Annotated in this window: 15 protein-coding genes; 5 read left to right on the top strand and 10 right to left on the bottom strand. The window is 70.0% G+C overall.

Annotation, left to right across the window (positions count from 1 at the left end; all coding sequences use genetic code 11):
• The first annotated feature begins 110 nt into the window (after positions 1–110).
• The 3 genes from FHR66_RS09760 (at position 111) to FHR66_RS09770 (ending at position 1,918) form a co-directional block, all read left to right on the top strand.
• On the top strand, positions 111–929 hold the full coding sequence (locus FHR66_RS09760; RefSeq protein ID WP_160967840.1) for a hypothetical protein: 819 nt from the start codon (positions 111–113) through the stop codon (positions 927–929).
• A gap of 105 nt (positions 930–1,034) precedes the next feature.
• Positions 1,035–1,292, top strand: a complete 258-nt coding sequence (locus FHR66_RS09765) for an acyl-CoA-binding protein (RefSeq protein WP_010342548.1) — start codon at positions 1,035–1,037, stop codon at positions 1,290–1,292.
• Positions 1,292–1,918 carry a TetR/AcrR family transcriptional regulator gene (locus tag FHR66_RS09770; protein ID WP_160967842.1) on the top strand — a complete coding sequence of 209 codons (627 nt, stop codon included), beginning with the start codon at positions 1,292–1,294 and terminating at the stop codon, positions 1,916–1,918. Before FHR66_RS09765 ends, FHR66_RS09770 begins: the two co-directional genes overlap by 1 nt.
• 43 nt (positions 1,919–1,961) lie before the next feature.
• On the opposite strand, the gene FHR66_RS09775 is transcribed toward FHR66_RS09770, so the two are convergent.
• Entirely contained in the window at positions 1,962–2,441 is a 480-nt protein-coding gene (locus tag FHR66_RS09775; RefSeq protein ID WP_237475349.1) for a GNAT family N-acetyltransferase, read from the bottom strand.
• A gap of 82 nt (positions 2,442–2,523) precedes the next feature.
• Positions 2,524–2,925: a hypothetical protein gene (locus FHR66_RS09780; RefSeq protein WP_160967844.1), complete on the bottom strand. Its 402-nt coding sequence runs from the start codon at positions 2,923–2,925 to the stop codon at positions 2,524–2,526.
• A gap of 158 nt (positions 2,926–3,083) precedes the next feature.
• Between FHR66_RS09780 and FHR66_RS09785 the strand changes: the two genes are divergently transcribed.
• Positions 3,084–3,938 carry a tetratricopeptide repeat protein gene (locus FHR66_RS09785; RefSeq protein ID WP_160967846.1) on the top strand — a complete coding sequence of 285 codons (855 nt, stop codon included), beginning with the start codon at positions 3,084–3,086 and terminating at the stop codon, positions 3,936–3,938.
• Positions 3,939–4,258: 320 nt separating this feature from the next.
• On the opposite strand, the gene FHR66_RS09790 is transcribed toward FHR66_RS09785, so the two are convergent.
• From FHR66_RS09790 to ligA, 7 genes are all read right to left on the bottom strand, one after another.
• Complete coding sequence (locus FHR66_RS09790) at positions 4,259–6,688, bottom strand: membrane-bound PQQ-dependent dehydrogenase, glucose/quinate/shikimate family (RefSeq protein ID WP_167087745.1); 2,430 nt, start codon at positions 6,686–6,688, stop codon at positions 4,259–4,261.
• 355 nt (positions 6,689–7,043) lie between these two features.
• A complete protein-coding gene (gene gyrA / locus FHR66_RS09795; RefSeq protein ID WP_160967850.1) occupies positions 7,044–9,857 on the bottom strand; it encodes a DNA gyrase subunit A in 2,814 nt (937 codons plus the stop codon).
• 212 nt (positions 9,858–10,069) lie between these two features.
• The gene (gene mtnA, locus FHR66_RS09800) at positions 10,070–11,134 is read right to left on the bottom strand and encodes an S-methyl-5-thioribose-1-phosphate isomerase (protein WP_160967852.1); all 1,065 of its coding nucleotides are present in this window, start codon (positions 11,132–11,134) and stop codon (positions 10,070–10,072) included.
• 66 nt (positions 11,135–11,200) lie between these two features.
• Positions 11,201–11,908 carry a DUF3011 domain-containing protein gene (locus FHR66_RS09805; protein ID WP_167087747.1) on the bottom strand — a complete coding sequence of 236 codons (708 nt, stop codon included), beginning with the start codon at positions 11,906–11,908 and terminating at the stop codon, positions 11,201–11,203.
• 136 nt (positions 11,909–12,044) lie between these two features.
• A complete protein-coding gene (gene epmA, locus FHR66_RS09810) occupies positions 12,045–12,995 on the bottom strand; it encodes an EF-P lysine aminoacylase EpmA (protein ID WP_160967854.1) in 951 nt (316 codons plus the stop codon).
• Positions 12,995–13,480 (bottom strand): GNAT family N-acetyltransferase, encoded by a 486-nt coding sequence (locus FHR66_RS09815; RefSeq protein WP_160967856.1) that lies wholly within the window; start codon positions 13,478–13,480, stop codon positions 12,995–12,997. Before FHR66_RS09815 ends, epmA begins: the two co-directional genes overlap by 1 nt.
• Positions 13,477–15,993, bottom strand: coding sequence for an NAD-dependent DNA ligase LigA (ligA, locus tag FHR66_RS09820; RefSeq protein ID WP_160967858.1), 2,517 nt, complete (start codon positions 15,991–15,993; stop codon positions 13,477–13,479). Before ligA ends, FHR66_RS09815 begins: the two co-directional genes overlap by 4 nt.
• Positions 15,994–16,804: 811 nt before the next feature.
• Between ligA and FHR66_RS09825 the strand changes: the two genes are divergently transcribed.
• Positions 16,805–17,935, top strand: coding sequence for a pyridoxal phosphate-dependent aminotransferase (locus FHR66_RS09825; protein ID WP_160967860.1), 1,131 nt, complete (start codon positions 16,805–16,807; stop codon positions 17,933–17,935).
• A gap of 364 nt (positions 17,936–18,299) precedes the next feature.
• On the opposite strand, the gene zipA is transcribed toward FHR66_RS09825, so the two are convergent.
• Positions 18,300–19,037, bottom strand: a complete 738-nt coding sequence (gene zipA, locus FHR66_RS09830; protein ID WP_160967862.1) for a cell division protein ZipA — start codon at positions 19,035–19,037, stop codon at positions 18,300–18,302.
• Positions 19,038–19,046: the final 9 nt, after the last annotated feature.

A 19,046-nucleotide genomic window follows, 5' to 3' on the forward strand; every position in this document is an offset into this window, starting at 1 on the left:
TAGGACAGCGGCTGTCACCTCAAACCGGAACTGCGTCACCCCTCGAACGATAGACCCTCAAGTTCGGCGGAAACACGCCGACAAGGGATGCATCGTTTCAAGGAGCCTGCATGGGCATCCTGATCTACCTCACTCCTGCCGTGGCGCTGTGGGCTGCCGTTGCCACAGCGTTCGCGCATGGCTTGTTCCAGCGTCTGGGGCATGCCTATCGACGCGACGCGACTGCGAAGGAGACCATCGCGCGGTATCAGGCGGCGCTGAGCCAGCTGAAGGCGCAGGCCGCCGCCAGCGCGCAGGAACTGGAAACGCTGCGCCAGGACCACGAGCGCCTGCGCGCGACCCTCGAATACGAGGCGGCGCCCGCGGCGGCCGCGTCCTCCACTGCCGCACCTGCCACGGCATCTCCGGCGGCAGCGCCGAAGGCGGCGCCAGCGCCGGTGCCGGCTGCGCCGCCGTCGACCATCGCCCTGGCGCAAATCGACATCGCCGACGAGGTCGGCACCCTGCTTGCCCACGTCGCCCGCGTGGCGCGCAGCATCCGCCGCTACAGCGCCTACAGCCGCGGCCACAACGGGCCGGAGCCGGCCAGCGCGCGCTACGACCTGCACTGGCTGTCCGACTGCCTGCACAACCTCGACCAGGTCGGCCACGCCCTGGCCCGCAACAACATGGAAACCCTGACCGCGGCCTGCACCGAACTGCTGACCATGTACGAGCAGTACCTGCGCGACGGCTCCGGCTACAACAGTCGCGACACCTTCCAGCGGCTCGGCAGCCAGGTGCCGCTGGCCGAAGTGACCGATGCGATCCGCTCGATCGCGGCCAAGGCCTCGCTGGCGCGGCAGGCACAGGCGGCGCACGAACAGGCCGCGCACGCGCACGAACGCATCGCCGACACCCGGCAGCTCGACGCATTGTCGATGCTGTGACCCCAGCGTCCGCGCCGGCCGCCGCAGGCGCGGACGGCCACGGACCGCGTTGACCCGGCCGGTCGCCCGTGCTGTGATGCCTGCCGGTCAGGGCGGAGCGGGATCATGGCGGACAGCAAGGCAGCCTTCGAGAAAGCGGTCCAGGACATCAAGCAACGCGCGGAGCGTCCCGACAACGACACCCTGTTGCGGCTCTACGCGCTGTACAAGCAAGGCTCGGAGGGCGACGTGAGCGGCGCCAAGCCCGGCTTCTTCGACTTCGTCGGCACCGCCAAGTACGAGGCCTGGGCCAAGCTCAAGGGCATGCCGCAGGCCGACGCGCAGAAGAAGTACGTGGACCTGGTGAAGAAGCTGCTGGCCTGATGGCCCGCGACACCCGGCGGCGCATCCTCGAGACCGCCCTTGCGATGTTCAACGCGCAGGGCGAGCCGCACGTCACCACCAACCACATCGCCGACGAGCTGGAGATCAGCCCCGGCAACCTGTACTACCACTTCCGCAACAAGGACGACATCATCGAGCACCTGTTCGCGCGCTATGAGGAGCGCATGGACGCGGCGCTGGCGCTGCCGAGTGCGCGCCTGCCCGGGCTGGAGGACATCTGGCTGCAGTTGCACCTGGTGTTCGAGTGCATCTGGGACTACCGCTTCCTGTACCGCGATCTGGTCGAGATCCTCAGCCGCAGCCGGCGCCTGCGCCTGCGCTTCGCGCGCATCCTGCGCCGCGCCGACGCCAGCGTGCAGGCGGTGTTCCAGGGGTTGGCGCAGACCGGGGCGATGCGCGCCAGCGCCCAGGAACTGGCGGGCGTGGCCACCAACGCGCTGGTGGTGGCCACGTTCTGGCTCAACTACGCGGCCGCACGCGGCGAAAAGGACGAGCAAGTGGCGATCCGCCACGGCATCGTGCAGGTGATGCGGCTGATCGCGCCGTTCCTGCGCGAGGCCGAACGCGCGCACCTGGCCGCGCTGATGGACGCCTATCTGGATTGAGGCACCCCGCCCTGCGCGTCAGCGCGCGGGGGCGCGACGACACTCAGCCGTTAGCGGTGTCGCCGTCGAGCTGGTAGACCTTGCACACCAAATCCGGCGGCGTGCGATAGGTGCGAAAGCCGATGGCCTCGTAGTACGCCTGGCCGAGCGCGTTGTCGGCAGCGATGCTGGCGTCGATGCGGGTCAGCCCGGCGCCACGCGCCGCCGCGCAGGTGGCGCGGAACAGCGCACTGCCGACGCCGCGGCGGGCGCCACGCGGATCGACGTGGGTGCCGATGATGCCCCAGCCCTCGGCGACATCATAGGCATTGCCGGGCCGCGCGATCCGCAGCGACTGGAAGCCGAGGACACGCCCCTCGGCGTCCTCGGCGAGCACGCACTGCAGGCGATCGGGATGCTGCAGATAGGTCGCGCGCACCGTCGCCAGGTCGGTCGGCGCCTTGCGCAGCCCGGCCGCGAAGATCGCGTTCTGCACGGCGACCATCGCCTCGGCATCGTCGAGTGTCGCGGGACGGATCTGCATGCTGTGGGCGTCTCGGATCGGGTCGTGGCCGGCGAGTATGCCCGAGCGTGGCGCGCTGCCGTGCGTGCGGGAGCGCGCCGAGTCAGGCGCCAGCGCGACGCGGGCGGGTGGCGTGCTTGGCGGCGGAGCGCTTGGCCGTCGCCTGCTTGGCGCCGCGCTTGCTCGTGGCGCGCTTGCGCGGCTGCGGACCTGCCTGCAGCCCCAGCTTGACCAGCACCGGCTGCAGGCGCGCCTCGACCTCGGCGCTCAACGGCTGCACCTGGCCGCGCAACGCGGCGGCGCCCTCGCGCACGCTGCTCTCGGCCTCGTCGGCCAGTTGCGTGGCCAGCGCCTTCAGGGTCGCCGCGCCCTGTGCGGCATCGGCCGCGGCGGCCAGCGCGCGCTTGCGGGTCAGCGCGACCACGCCCAGCCCGGCCAGCCACAGGTGCCGCGGGTTCAGCCGGTCCGGCCGCAGCGCGGAAGTGGAACGCTTCTTGGTCGCCATCGCACGATCTCCAACTGGGCCGGCAGTGGCCCCGATGTGCGCCATGCTGGCGCCGGCGGCTTGAGCAAACACACTATCCGCCACCGCCCTTGCCACGCGCCCGCCGCAGCGCCATGCTCGGCGCGGACGCCGTTGCCGGCGCAGACAGGGAGATTCGCATGGCAGCAACATCGGGCGCATGGGCGCCGTTCCCGTACGACGCCAAGGCCTACGCCTACGCCGGCGATGCGTTGAAGAAGGCCTGGCCCAAGCTGCACGCCGGCGACTGCGAACCCTACCCCGACCCGGCGCGCGCGCAGGCGCTGCTGGATGCCGCCGGCAAGGCCGGCAAGGGCCGCGACGCGCAGACGCTGTCGGCGGCGCTGATCGAGGCCTGGCAGGCCTTCCACCACGGGCAGTTCCAGCAGGCCTACGAGGCGGGCAAGGCGTTGGGCGTGTTCGGCGCCTCGGTCGCGGTCAAGGCGATCGGCATCCACGCCGGCTATCTGGTCGACGACGAAAAAGAGCAATTGCAGAGGTTGCAGCAGGCCGCGACACTGGCCGAAGCGGCGATCGCCGCGCTGCCGGACGAAGCCAACAGCCACTACCGCCACGCCTTCGCGCTGGGCCGGTACAGCCAGGGCCTGAGCATCGTCAAGGCGCTCAAGCAGGGCATCGCCAGCAAGGTGCGCGCGTCGCTGGAAGCGGCGCTGGAACTGGAACCCAAGCATGCCGAGGCGCACATGGCGCTGGCCCTGTACCACGCCGAGATCATCGGCAAGGTCGGGGCGATGATCGGCGGCCTGACCTACGGAGCGAAGGCGGCCACCGCGGAACAGCACATCCAGCAGGCGCTGAAGCTGGTGCCGGACGCACCGATCGCCCACGTCGAACACGCCAACGTGCTGCTGTTGCTGTACGGCCACAAGCGCGAGGACGCCGCCGCCGCGGCGTTCGAGAAGGCGGCCAAACTCAAGCCGCGCGATGCGATGGAAGCGCTGGATGCGGCGTTCGCGCGCGACCAGTTGGAGTAAGCACCGCCTCGGCGCGTGGAAGGCGTGACATGGGCGCGGGCAGACGTCTGCTGCCGCGCTGCTTCTACGGTTGCGATGCGCCGCCCGCACAGTCGCGTCCGTAGGAGCGGCTTCAGACGCGACGGGCGCTCCCGGGAACGCCTGTCGCGGCTGAAGCCGCTCCTACCTGCAGGTTGCGAATCGCATATGCCTCGCGCGGACGAATCGCGACGCAACGCTGCTCGCTGCGCGGCATGCTGGGCGTCCGAATACGCCCGCCCCGCGTCCGCCACGTCCCGCCGCTGCGAAGCCGCATCGCGACCTCGCAGCGGTGGCGATCATCACGGCGCTGCCGGCAGCGCATAGGCGATCACGTAGTCGCCACGCTTGGTCTCCATGAAGTGGTGGCCGGCGGCGACGATGACCAGATACTCGCGGCCGTCGACCGCGTACACCATCGGCGTGGCCTGGCCGCCGGCCGGCAGCTTGGCCTGCCACAGGGTCTTGCCGCTGGCCAGGTCGATCGCGCGGATCATGTCGTCGGTGGCCGCGGCGATGAAGATCAGGCCGCTGGCGCTGACCACGGCACCGCCGTTGTTGGGCGTGCCGATCTCGATCGGCAAGCCGGAGTGGATGCCGAACGGGCCGTTGCCCCGCGCACTGCCGAACGGACGGTCCCACAGGGTCTTGCCGCTGGCCAGGTCGATCGCGCGGATGCCACCGTAGGGCGGCTGCTTGCACAGCAGCCCGGTGAACGGCAGGCGCCAGCCGGCGTTGACATTGATCGCGTACGGCGTGCCCGCCTGCGGATCGCCCGCGCCCTCGGCGCCGCCGCTGTCGCCGCGCACCTGGTCGCGCGGCGCCCAGCCCAGCTTGTCGGCCTTGGCCCGCGGTACCAGGCGGTTGTAGTTGGGCATGTCGTTGTAGTTGGCGACGATCACCCCGCGCTGCGGATCCACCGCCACGCTGCCCCAGTCCGAGCCGCCGTTGTAGCCTGGGTACTCGATCGAATGCCGATCGGCTTCCGGCGGCGTGTAGATGCCCTTGTAGCTGGCGCTGCGGAACTGGATGCGGCACACCAGCTGATCGATCGGGGTCATGCCCCACATGTCGCGCTCGGTCAGGTCGCGCTTGCGCAGCGAGTGGTACAGCGAGAACGGCTGGGTCTTGGCGCGGCGCTGCGGCTCTACGCCGCCGCCCGGGACCGGACGTTCCTCGACCCCGACCAGCGGTTTGCCGGTGCGCCGATCGAGCACGTACAGCTCGCCCTGCTTGCTCGGCAGCAGCACCGCCGGCACGGTCGTGCCGTCGTGCGGGAAATCCAGCAGGGTCGGTTGCGAGCCCAGGTCGTAGTCCCACACGTCGATGTGGGTGGTCTGGAAATTCCACACCGGCTTGCCGGTGGTGACGTCCAGCGCGACCAGCGAGGTCGCGTAGCGATCCTCTTGCGGGGTCCGCGAACTGCTCCAGTAGTCGGCCGAGGAGTTGCCCATCGGCAGGTACACGTAGCCGAGCTGTTCGTCGCCAGCGGCGCTGGTCCACATGTTCGGGGTGCCGCGGGTCCAGGTCTGCCCCGGCGGTGGCGCGCCGGTCCAGTCCGGATGGGTCATGTCCCAGGCCCAGCGCAGCGCGCCGGTCACCGCGTCGAAGCCCTGGATCACGCCGGAGGGTTCGTAGCGCTTCTGTCCGTCCAGCACCTGGTGGCCGGTGACGACCACGCCGCGCACGATGGTCGGCGGCGAATTGATCGAGACATAGCCGGGCGGCGTGGAGCCCATGCCGACAGTGATGGCGACCTGGCCATGCTGACCGAAGTCCTCGCACGGCTTGCCGTCGGCGGCATCGACGGCGATCAGGCGCCCGTCCAGGGTGCCTTCGATGATGCGATGGCGGCACGCGGTCGACGTCGAGGCCTCGGCGTCGGGCACCGCGTAGTAGCTGACGCCACGGCAGGCGGCGGTGTACGGGATCGCCTTGTCGGCCACCTTGGGATCGTAGCGCCAGCGTTCGCGGCCGCTGCGCGCATCCAGCGCGATCAGCTGGTTGCGTGCGCTGCACAGGTACAGGCTGTCGCCGATCTTCAGCGGCGTGGTCTCCGCGCCCCAGCGCTTGTCCGGCAGGTCGCCGGTGCGGAAGGTCCAGGCGGTGCGCAACTGCGCCACGTTGCCGGGCGTGATCTGGTGCAGTGGCGTATAGCGGCTACCGGCATTGTCGCGGCCGTAGGCGGCCCAGTCGGCATCGGCGGGCGCATCGGCCGGCTGTACGCCGGCACGCGGGGTCCTGAGCGCCGCGGCCATGCCGGCCGCGTGCGCCAATGCGCCATCGGCCTCGGTCACCCCATACGGCAGGAACGCCAGCGCGAACGCGCCGACGAACACCAGCGCCAGCACCGCGGCGAGCGTGCGCGACAGCGTGCGCGAGAACGGCCGGTCCAACCGCGGCAGCAGCAGTGCCAGCAGCAAGGCCAGGAATACCATCAGGCCCATGCGCGGCACCCAGCGCCAGTAATCGGCGCCCGATTCCCATGCCGCCCACAGCAGCGACAGCAGGAAGGTCGCGGCGAACCACAACGCGCCATTGCGCCGCGCGCGCCACAGCTGCACGCCGGAGATCGCCAGGCCGAGGCCAGCGACCAGGTAGTACCAGGAACCGCCCAGCGCCAGCAGCCAGGCGCCACCGGCCGCCAGCACCACGCCGATCAGCGCGCAGGCGCCGCCGAGCAGGCGCAGCGGCCAGCCGCCGCGACGCTGCGTTTGTTCGAATGCATTCATTGCCACTCCTTGCAGGACACGGCCACGCGGAACATCCGCCGTGGCAGCGGCGCATGTGCGCCGCGCATCCTTATCCCAAGCAGCCAGTGAACGTGATGCGTTTCTCGACGACACACACTGACACGCAACGTTGCGGTCTTCGTGACCCCGCGCCGACCTGGGCGTCACGCAGCATGTGCCGTCGAAGGCGACCACTGCCTGCCGGCATGGGCGCATTCGGTGTCGCAGCGGACGCACAGGCGGCGGTCATGGCGCGCTTGCATGGACTCGCAGCACGTCGCCCGCCTCTTGCTGACCGCCCCACGAAACGACGACGCCGGCACGAGGCCGGCGTCGTCGTTCGCTCAGGCGCGGATCACTCCTGCGGCGGTGCCGCCTCGCCAGCGCCTTCGGCGACGCCGTCCTCGCCCGGCAGCACGTCTTCCTCGACCAGCGAGCCATCCAGGCGTTCGACCGCCTGCAGCTTCTCGCCCTTGGACAGGCGGATCAGGGTCACGCCCTGGGTGTTGCGGCCGACGCGGGAGATTTCCGAGGCGCGGGTCCGCACCAGGGTGCCGCCGTCGGAGATCAACAGCACTTCGTCGCGGGTGCTCAGCAGCACCGCGCCGACCAGCTTGCCGTTGCGCTCGCTGGTCTGGATGCCGATCACGCCCTGGGTGCCACGGCCCTTGCGCGGATACTCGACCAGCGGGGTGCGCTTGCCGTAGCCGTTCTCGGTCGCGGTGAGGATGTAGGCATCGGCCTCGTCGCCATTGCGCGCCTCGGCATCGACCTCGGTGTCCGCCGCGGCGTCGACATCCTCGGCATCCTCGTCCTGGCCCACGGCCGGCTCGGCCACGATCAGGCTGACCACGTACTCGCTCTTGGCCAGGCGGATGCCGCGCACGCCGCGGCTGCTGCGCCCGGTCGGCTTGACCCCGCCGCGGCTCTTGCGCCGCGCGCCACGGGTCTCGTCGCCCTCCTCGCCCGCCGCCTCGTCGTCGGCAGCGGCCTCGTCGGCACCGGCCTCGTCGATGACCACATCATCGGCCTCGTCGTCCTTGGGCCGCTCGGAGAAACGCACGGTCTTGCCGTTGGAGGCGAACAGCAGCACGTCGCGCTCGCCGTCGGTGAGCGCCACGCCGACCAGCGCGTCGCCCTCGTCCAGGTTGATCGCGATCTTGCCGATCTTGCGCTGGAACGCGAACTCGCTCAGCGGGGTCTTCTTGACCATGCCGTTGCGGGTGGCGAAGAACACGTAGCGGCCTTCGGCATACTCGCGCACCGGCAGCACCGCCTGTACGCGCTCGCCGTTCTCCAGCGGAATCCAGTTGACGATCGGACGGCCGCGCGCATTCGGCCCGGCTTCGGGCAACTGGTGCACCGGCAGCCAGAACACCTTGCCGCTGCTGGTGAAGGTCAGCAGCGTGTCATGGGTGTTGACCAGCCACAGCTGGTCGATGAAATCCTCTTCCTTGGTCGCCGCCGCGCTGCGGCCGCGGCCGCCGCGACGCTGCGCGCGGTAGGCGCTGACCGGCTGACGCTTGGCGTAGCCGGCATGCGACAGGGTCACCACCACGTCTTCCGGCGCGATCAGGTCGAGGATGTCCAGATCCTCCTCGCTGTGGCGGATCTCGGTACGGCGCGCATCGCCGTATTCCTCGCGGATGTTGACCAGTTCCTCGCGGATCACCTGCAGCAGCACGTCCGGGTTTTCCAGGATGCGGATCAGCCCCGCGATCGCCTCCAGCAGTTGCTTGTATTCCTCGGTCAGGCGCTCCTGCTCCAGGCCGGTCAGGCGGTGCAGGCGCATTTCCAGGATCTGCGTGGCCTGCACCTCGGTCAACTGGTAGCCGCCGTTGACCAGGCCGACACCGCTGGGCAGGTCTTCCGGACGCGAGGCCTCGGCGCCGGCCGCGCCGAGCAGCGCGCCGACCAGGCCCGGTTGCCAGGTCTTGGCCAGCATGCGCTCGCGCGCTTCGTTCGGGTTCGCCGAGGTCTTGATCAGCTCGATCATCTCGTCGATGTTGGCGAGCGCGACGGTCAGGCCTTCCAGGATGTGCGCGCGGGCGCGCGCCTTGCGCAGTTCGAAGATGGTGCGGCGGGTGACCACTTCGCGGCGGTGGCGGACGAACGCCTCCAGCATCTGCTTGAGGTTCATCAACTGCGGGCGGCCGTCGACCAGCGCCACCATGTTGATGCCGAACACCGACTCCATCTGGGTCTGCTGGTACAGGTTGTTCAGCACCACGTCGGCGGCTTCGCCGCGCTTGACCTCGATGTAGATGCGCATGCCGTCCTTGTCGGACTCGTCGCGCAGCTCGCTGATGCCTTCGAGCTTCTTTTCCTTGACCAGCTCGGCGATCTTCTCGATCAGCCGCGCCTTGTTGACCTGGTACGGGATCTCGGTGACCACGATCGCTTCGCGGCCGTTGTCCTGGATCTCGATCTCGGCCTTGGCACGCATGCGCACGCGGCCGCGGCCGGTGCGGTAGCCGGCGACGATGCCGGTGGTGCCGTTGATGATGCCCGCGGTCGGGAAATCCGGGCCGGGGATGTGCTCCATCAACCCGTCGACGTCGATCTGCGGATTGTCGATCAGTGCCAGGCAGGCGTTGATCGACTCGGTCAGGTTGTGCGGCGGGATGTTGGTGGCCATGCCCACCGCGATGCCGGCCGAGCCGTTGACCAGCAGGCTCGGGAAGCGCGTCGGCATCACCGACGGTTCCTGTTCCTTCTCGTCGTAGTTGGGCTGGAAATCGACGGTTTCCTTGTCGATGTCGGCCATCATCTCGTGCGCGAGCCGCGACATGCGCGCCTCGGTGTAACGCATCGCCGCGGCGGAGTCGCCGTCGACCGAACCGAAGTTACCCTGCCCGTCCACCATCAGGTAGCGCAGCGAGAACGGCTGCGCCATGCGCACCAGGGTGTCGTACACCGACTGGTCGCCGTGCGGGTGGTACTTACCGATGACGTCGCCGACGATACGCGCCGACTTGTAGTAGGGCTTGTTGCTGTGCGCGCCCAGCTCGTTCATCGCGAACAACACGCGGCGATGCACCGGCTTGAGGCCGTCGCGCGCATCCGGGAGGGCACGCCCCACGATCACGCTCATGGCGTAATCGAGGTAGCTCTTGCGCATCTCGTCTTCCAGGTTGACCTGGATGATTTCCTTGGCGGATTCTGCCATTCGGGTTCCGTAAGTCTGGTGGCGGATCGACCACGACGCCGGCCCGCGACAGGCAGGCCCGCCGCGGCCGCACGCCTAGGGCGCACGGCGGTCGATCGAACCGCCGGATTCTAGCATGACGGGCGCCCGATTGCCCGGTTTTTGCCGGCCCGAACAAGCACTTGCGCGCCATCGGCCACGTTTGCCGGGGCGCTGTGGCGCTGCTTCCGACGTCAGCCGCCGAAGGCCGCGCGCATGCGTGCCGGGTCCGGCTGCTCGATCACCCCGCGCTCGGTGACGATGGCATCGATCAGCGCGGCCGGTGTCACGTCGAACACCGGGTTCCACGCGGCGATGCCGTCGGCCACGGTGCGGGTGCCGCCCACGCCGAACAGTTCGCCCGGATCGCGCTGCTCGATCTCGATCTGCGCGCCGTCGGCGGTGTCCATGTCCACGGTGGACGACGGCGCCACCACCATGAACTTGACGCCATGGTGGCGCGCGGCGATCGCCAGCTGGTAGGTGCCGATCTTGTTGGCGGTGTCGCCGTTGGCGCAGATGCGGTCGGCGCCGACGATCACCCACTGCACCGCCCCGGTCTTCATCAGGTGCGAGGCCGCCGAATCGGCGATCAGGGTCGCGTCGATGCCGTCTTGCTGCAGTTCCCACACGGTCAACCGCGCGCCTTGCAGCCAAGGCCGGGTCTCGCCGGCGAACACCTTGGCGATGCGCTGCTGGGCGACGCCGGCGCGGATCACGCCCAGTGCGGTGCCGAAGCCGGCAGTGGCCAGCGAGCCGGTGTTGCAATGAGTCAGCACGCCGCTGCCGGCGGCGATCAGGCCGGCGCCGAGCGCACCCATGTGCCGGTTGGCGGCCAGATCCTCTTCGGCGATCGCCTGCGCCTCGCGCTCCAGCACCGAGCGCCAGTCGCTGCCGGCTGCGCCCAGCACGCTGCGCATGCGCGCCAGCGCCCAGGCCAGGTTGACCGCGGTCGGCCGCGCGGCATTGAGCCGCTGCAGGGCCGGCTCCAGCTTCAGCAGCGCCTCGGCACCGTTCTCGGCCTGCACCTCGCGCGCCGCCAGCACCGTGCCCCAGCCGGCGGCGATGCCGATCGCGGGCGCGCCGCGCACGGCCAGTGCGTGGATCGCCGCGGCGACCTGGTCGCTGTCGCTGCAACGCACGTGTTCCACCGCGAACGGCAGCTTGCGCTGGTCCAGCAGTTCCAGCGCATCGCCGGTCCACAGGATCGGGCGGATATGGTCGTAGCGGGCGTAATCGATATCGAGGGCGGCGTTCATCGCGCCATTGTAAACGCCGGCGATTGCGGATTGAGGACCGAGCGCGGCGCCGCAGCGCCAGGGCGCTCAGTTGACGCTGAACTCGGCGCGGCAGCCCTTGTCGACCCAGATGCCGTCGCGGTCCCAGCCCCAGCTGTCGTCCTGCACGCAGGCGGCGCCGGACAGTTGCCGACGCAGTTCGACACGGTCCTGCACGCTGACCCCGCAGCGGCGCCGCGCCTTGCCCTTGGATTCGCACAGCACCGGCCGCGGACCGGCGGGGAAGCCGGAGCCGTCGGCGGCGCCGATCTCGAACTCGCCGCGGCAGCCGCGCGCGACCCAGATCTCGTTGCGGCGCACGCCCCAGCTGCGCTCCTCACGGCACGGCACCGACGACAGCTGCCGCATCAGGCGCACCGGCGCCCCACGCAGCATCACCGGGCAACTCTCCAGGCGCCCGTCGGACTCGCAACGCAAGACGCGGCGCATGGCGCTGCGCGGCGTCTCCCCCGGATTTGGACGGAATTCGGCGCGGCAACCCAGGGTCACCCACACGCCGGTGGCGTCGGAGCCCCACTCGCTGCCGCGGATGCAGTCGTTGTCGGACAGTTGTCGCACCAGTTGCACGCCCTGCTCGGTGGGCATCGGGCAATGCACCCAGGTCATGTCGCGCGATTCGCAGCGCACCACCGCGGCGTCGTACGCATCGGCGTTCTGCGCCGGCGACGGCATCGGCCACACGCTTGCCGCCAATCCCAGCCAACACCAGCCACCGAGCCCGTACGCCCACTTCATGCTTGGCTCTGCCCCTATGCCTAGAACCTGAACAACGAAGACCTGCTGGCGCGCCGTGAGCGCATGCCGTGCCCGATCAAACCATCATCGATGTGGACAGCGCAACAACGTATCGAAGCCGTTCATGAAGACCGGTTCAGGCATGCGCGAAATCGTAGGCGAGCACGTCGCCGATCTGCGCGGTGCCGTGCATCGCCATCAGCAGCCGGTCCACGCCGACCGCCACGCCGGCGCAATCGGGCAGCGCCGGCAGCGCCTGCAGCAGGCGTTCGTCCAGCGGCGGCAGCACCGCACCACGGGCCTGGCGCAGCGCATGGTCGCGCAGGAAGCGCCGGCGCTGCTCGGCGGCGTCGTTGAGCTCGTGGTAACCGTTGGCCAGCTCGTAGCCGCCCAGGTACAGCTCGAAGCGCTCGGCCACCGGCGGATCGCCGTCGCGGATGCGTGCCAGCGCGCACTGACTGGCCGGCCAGTCGTGAACCACGGTGAGGCGATCGGCCGGGAACGCCGGCTGCAGGCGGTGGGTCATCAGCAGGTCCAGCCAGTCGTCGCGGCCAAGGCCGTCGGCGTCGATGCGGATATCGCGCAATGGCTGCTGCAGCGCCTCCAGGGGCGCAGTGAACGGATCCAGCTCCAGCCCCTGCAGGAACAGGTCGCGATAGCTGAGCACCTGCAGCGTGGCACTGCGCCCGACCAGGGCCAACGCGGTGCGCACCAGTTCCACGGTTTCGTCGATCAGTTGCCGGTGATCCCAGCCGACCCGGTACCACTCGAGCATGGTGAACTCGGGATTGTGGCGGCCGCCGGCCTCGCCGTTGCGGAACACCCGCCCCAGTTCGTAGCAGTCGCCGATGCCGGCGGCGAGCAGCCGCTTCAGCGGGTACTCGGGCGAGGTGCGCAGCCAGCGCAACGACGGACCGGCATCGACGTGGCCGCTGAAGCGGGTCTGGAAGCTGTCGATGTTCGGCTCGGTATTGCCGGCCGCCGACAGCATCGGCGTCTCCACTTCCAGCACGCCGCGCGCGGCGAAGAAGCCGCGGATGGCGGCATTGAGCCGGGCGCGCAACTGCAGCGCGGACAGCAGGTCCATCAGTGCGCCGTGTCGAGCCGGCGGCTCAGTTGGTCGCGCGCGTCGTCGCGGTAGCCCAGGCCCAGGTACAGGCGCTTGGCGGCGGCGTTGTGGTGGTTGACCTCCATCCGCAGCACGTCCGCGCCCAGCGCGCGGGCCCGCGCCTCGACCAGCGCCACCGCGCGCCGACCCCAGCCGCGGCCGCGCGCGTCCGGGCCCAGGTACAACTCGTCGAGCAGCAGATAGCGCCCGCCCAGTTCGACGCTGAAACAAGCGGTGATCAGCGCATAGCCGACCACCGTGCCGTCCGGCGCCAGCCACAGCAGCGCCTCGCCCAGCGCCGGCTGCGTGAGCAGCGCCTGCAGGCCGCGCGTCACCCGCTCTGTATCGAAGGCGATGCCGTCCTCGGCGTAGAACGCCTGCAGCATCGCCAGCAAGGCCGGCTGGTCGGCCACGCCGGCGGTGCGCCAGCGCAGTTCCTCCTGCGCCGTGCCGAGCGCACTCATGCGCCCTGCCCCGGCGATTGCAGGAACGCCAGCAGCTGCGCCTCGTCCCACACCGCCACGCCCAGTTCCTGCGCCTTGTCGAGCTTGGAGCCGGCGGCCTCGCCGGCGACCACGAACGCGGTCTTCTTCGACACGCTGCCGGCGACCTTGGCGCCCAGCGCCTCCAGTTGCGCCTTGGCCTCGTCGCGGGTCAGCGCGGTCAACGTGCCGGTCAGCACCACGGTCTGCCCGTCCAGTGGGCCGGCGCGGCGTTGCGTCTGTGCCGGTGCGGCGTCGAGCAGGCGCTGCATCGCCGCCTCGGCCTCCAGCAAGGCCTGCTTCTGCGCCGGGTCGGCCAGGTACGCGGCCAGGTTGGCGGCGCCGGCCGTGGACAGGCCGGCCCCGGTCCAGCCGCTTTCGTTGGCGCGCAGCAGTGCCTCCAGGTTGCCGTAGGTGGCGGCCAGGCGCTGCGCGCTCTTGCCGCCGAGCTTGTCCACCGGCAGCGTGCCGAGCAGATGCGCCAGGTCCAGGCGCTCGCGCAGTTCCGCCGGCGGCTTGCCCTCGTCGGAGAAGCCGATGCCTGCCGCGATCAAGGCATCGACCACCGCGGCGTTGCCGGGCTGCTCGAAGAACGTCGCGATCGAACGCGCCACCTCGCCGCCGATGTCCGGCAGCGCCTGCAGCAGTACCGCCGGGGTGCTGCGCACGAACGCCAGCGAGCCCAGCCAGTAGGCCAGCGCCTTGGCCGTGGTCTCGCCCAGGTGCGGAATGCCCAGTGCGAACAGGAAGCGCGGTAGCGTCGTGGCGCGGCTGGCGTCGATGCCGGCCACCAGGTTCTCGGCCCATTTCGTCGCCAGCTTGCCGCTCAGATCCACCGCCAGGTGCGTGCGCAGGAAGTCGGCGCGTCGCCACGGTGTGGCCTCGTCCTCCAGCGCCGCGCGGCCGGCCGCGTCCAGCGCCAGTGCGCCCTTGCTGTCCTCCAGCGCCTGCAGCAGATCGGCGGCGGTGGCCGCGTCCAGCGCGGCCTTCATCCGCACCAGGTCCTCCACGCTCAGCGCGTACAGATCGGCCAGCGACTGCACGAAGCCGAACTCGACCAGCGCGTCGGCCTGGCGCTCGCCCAGGCCTTCGATGTCCAGCGCGCGGCGCGAGGCGAAGTGCCGCAAGGCTTCCTTTCGCTGCGCGGCGCAGGCCAGGCCGCCGCTGCAGCGCCAGGCCACCGCGTCCTCTTCCTTGACCAGTTCCGAGCCGCACACCGGGCACGCTGCCGGCATCGTCCACGGCACGGTGCCGGGCGGACGCCGCTCCTCGATCACCCGCACCACTTCCGGGATCACGTCGCCGGCGCGGCGCACGATCACCGTATCGCCCTCGCGCACGTCCAGCCGCGCGATCTGGTCGGCGTTGTGCAAGGTGGCATTGGTGACGGTGACGCCGGCGACCTGCACCGGCTCCAGCCGCGCCACCGGGGTGACCGCGCCGGTGCGGCCGATCTGCACCTCGATCGCGCGCAGCACGGTGGATTGTTCCTGCGCCGGGAACTTGTGCGCCAACGCCCAGCGCGGTGCGCGCGAGACGAAGCCCATCGCCTGTTGCTGGTCGTAGTCGTCGAGCTTGTAGACCACGCCGTCGATGTCGTACGGCAGGCTGTCGCGGGCGGCGCCGATGCGGCGGAAATAGGCGATCAGGCCATCGAAGCCGGTGGCGGTGTCCGCCTCCGGCGCCACCGGGAAGCCGTAGTCGCGCAGCAGTTGCAGCGTCTGCGAATGGGTTTCGGGCAGCTCCAGGCCACGCACCTCGCCCACCGAGTAGGCGAAGAACGCCAGCGGCCGGCGTCGGGTGACCGCCGGATCGAGCTGACGCAGCGACCCCGCCGCGCCATTGCGCGGATTGGCCAACAGCTTCTCGTTGCGCTCCAGCGCCTGCGCATTCCACGCGGCGAACGCGGCGCGCGGCATGTAGATCTCGCCACGCACCTCCAGCACCGCCGGCGGCGGCGTGCCGAGGTCGCGCAACTTCAGCGGTACCGAGCGCACCTGGCGCAGGTTGGCGGTGACGTCCTCGCCGGTGCTGCCGTCGCCGCGGGTGGCACCCTGCACGAACACGCCATCCTCGTAGCGCAGGCTGATCGCCAGGCCGTCGAGCTTCGGCTCGACCGAGAACACCGGCGCGGCCAGTTCCAGTTCGCGCTCGATGCGGCGCTCGAAATCGGCGACTTCGGCGAAGCGCGTGCGGTCGTCGGCGTCCTCGGCCACGCCCGGGGTTTCGAAGGCATTGGCCAGCGACAGCATCGGGATCGCGTGGCGCACCTCCGGGAAGCCACCGTCCGGCCGCGCACCGACCTTGCGTGTCGGCGAGTCCGCGCTGGCCAGCTCAGGGTGCGCGGCTTCCAGCGCTTCCAGCTCGCGCATCAGCGCGTCGTACTCGGCATCGGGGATCGCGGCGTCGTCGAGCACGTAGTAGCGGTGGTTGGCGTCGTCGATGCGCTGGCGCAACTCGGCGGCACGCTGCTGGGGATCGGGAGTTGCGGTCATGCGCAGCGGAAATGCGGGTAACGGAGAGGGGGCGATAGTAGCTTGAAGGCTGGGATTGGGGATTCGCAAAAGCCGACGTAGATGAGCCTCTCTCTCTCCGGAAGGGGTTGGGCTGAGGGTACGGAGCAACGCAGTACCCGCGCCGATCTGGCAACGCGAAGCGTCGCCCGCACCCTCATCCGCCCCTGCGGGGCACCTTCTCCCGACGGGAGAAGGGAGAGGCCAAAGCCCCTCTCCCCCCGGGAGAAGGGTTGGGGTGAGGGTACGGAGCGCGCAGCGCCCGCACCGATCTGGCAACGCGAGGCTTCGCCCGCACCCTCATCCGCCCCTGCGGGGCACCTTCTCCCGAGGGGAGAAGGGAAGAGCCAAAGCCCCTCTCCCCCCGGGAGAGGGGTTGGGGTGAGGGTACGGAGCGCGCAGCACCCGCACCGATCTGGCAACGCGAAGCTTCGCCCGCACCCTCATCCGCCCCTGCGGGGCACCTTCTCCCGACGGGAGAAGGGAGAGGCCAAAGCCCCTCTCCCCCCGGGAGAGGGGTTGGGGTGAGGGTACGGAGCGCGCAGCGCCCGCACCGATCTGGCAACGCGAGGCTTCGCCCGGCCCTCATCCGCCCCTTGGGGCACCTTCTCCCGACGGAAGAAGGAAACGCGCTGCCGATCAGCGTTAGTGCCCCGCTTTTGCCAATCCCCAATTCCCAATCCCTAATCCCGACCTCAAGCCATCCCAAATCCCGACTCCCTACCCCTCTCTCCCTTGCCCCGCCATTAACACTTCGTTAACGTAACCTCCCCCGCCCGCTTTGGAGAGCCACGTGTCGCTACCGGTCTCGCGCCGTTCCTTCCTGTCTCTGGCCACCTCCGGCCTGGCGCTCGGCGCCGTTGGTCTGGCGCCCGTCGCGGAGGCGGCACGGCGCAAGGCAGACGCCGCCGCAGCCGCGACACCTGGTGTGGCACCGGCGGCCGGCACCGTGTACCTGAACTTCAACGAATGCCCGTTGGGCCCTGCGCCCGCGGCACTGGCGGCGGCGCAGGCGATCCTGCCGCGTAGCGGTCGCTACCTGTTCGAGCTGTCGGACGCACTGATCGCCGCCTTCGTCGGCGAGCAACGCCTGCCGGCCGACCACGTGGCCGTCTATCCCGGCTCCAGCGAGCCGCTGGCCCGCGCCGCGCGCGCCTTCACCTCGTCGCGCGCCGGTGTGGTGGTGGCCGATCCAACGTTCGAAGCCGTGGCCGATGTCGCCGCCGCGCATGGCGCACCGGTGCGGCGGGTGCCGCTGCGCGCCGACGGTGCGCACGACGTCAAGGCCATGGCCAGCGCCGACCCGAACGCCGGCCTGATCTACCTGTGCAATCCCAACAACCCGACCGGTTCGATCACCAAGCGCGCCGACATCGAATGGCTGCTGGCCAACAAGCCCGCCTCCAGCGTGCTGCTGGTCGACGAGGCCTACCTGCATTACAGCGACGAGCCGTCGGTGATCGATCTGATCGGCCAGCGCCAGGACCTGCTGGTGCTGCGCACCTTCTCCAAGCTGTACGGCATGGCCGGGCTGCGCCTGGGCCTGGCGGTGGCCGCGCCGGGGCTGCAGACCAAGCTGGCCGCGTTCGGCCAGAATCCGGTGTCGGTGCCCGCCCTCGCCGCCGGTATCGCCAGCCTGCAGGACCTGCAACTGGTGCCGACGCGCCGCGCCGAGAACGCGCGCATCCGCGACGCCACCATCGCCTGGCTGCAGAGCAAGGGCTACAAGTGCCTGCCGTCGCAGGCTAACTGCTTCATGGTCGACGTCAAGCGCGACGGCGCCGCCTTTGCCGCGGCGATGGCCAAGCAAGGCGTGATCGTCGGCCGCAGCTGGCCGATCTGGCCGAAGCTGGTGCGCGTCACCGTGGGCAGCGAAGCGGAGATGCTGCGGTTTCGGGATGCGTTTGTTAAGGCGCGCAAGTAGCGCGCGCCGGCAATCGGGAATGGAGAATCGGGAATCGTAAAAGCGGGTTGCCGTGCGACTGAGACCCGGCTGGTTTTGCCCTGGCATTCCCCTTGCGAATTCGCGATTCGCTAGCCTCGGCGCCAACGCTCGATTGGCGGTGAGTCGGGATTCGGGATTGGCTTAACAGGCGGGATTCGGGAAGGGGATTGGAAATTCGCAAGAGCCAAAGCCAGGGGCTTTGGCATCGGCTGCGGCCGCACCCTCATCCGCCCCCTTCGGGGGCACCTTCTCCCGGTGGGAGAAGGGAAAGCTTGCCAGGTGTCAGCGGCAGGGAATCGCTCTTACGATTCCCCATTCCCGATTCCCCAATCCCGGCCCCACGCTACCAGCGCGGGGCCTTCGTCAACGGCGGTGCCTGGTGCTGGCGGTCGTAGGCGCGCAGGTCGTCGCGGATGTGGGCGATGCGCTGGCGGCCCAGGGCGTTGCGGCTGTCGTCCAGGACCACGCCATCGAGCAACTCGCCCATGCGCTGCACGGTCGGCAGCATCTTCTCCCAGGCGTCGAGGGCGGTCAGCGGCGCCGGCAGGGTCAGGAAGAAGGCGATCGCCGGGGTCTCCATCTCGCGGATGTGCGCCATGTCGAAGCTGCCCGGCTTCATGATGCTGGCCATGCTGAAGATCGGGCCGCGCTCGGGATGCCCTTCCACCAGGCGGTGGAACACGTTCATGTGACCGAAGGTCAGGCCGGTCTTCTCCGCGGCCACCACGATGTCCTCGCCGCGCAACACCTGCCCGGCACGGGCGGCGACGTACAGCGAGACGATCTTGTCGAAATCCTGGCTCGGCCGCTTGCCGAGGTCGGCGCCGGGCGACTCCGCCGCGGGCAGGCCCAGGTCGGGCTGGCGCGCTTCGCCGTCCGCACCATCCGCAGTCAGCGCGTCATCGCCGACAGCCGGGGCGGCGTCGCCCAGCGAGGGTTCGCGGCGCGGCGCGGCCGGATCGGCCGACTCCACGCGCCGGCCCTGGCTCGGTTTCTTCGGGCGGCCGAACAGGAAGATCGCCGCAATCAACAGCAAGCCGGCGGCGAGGATGCCGATGCGTAGCATTGCCATGTCGGACATTCAGGGGTT

The organism is Xanthomonas sp. F4 (assembly GCF_011761895.1).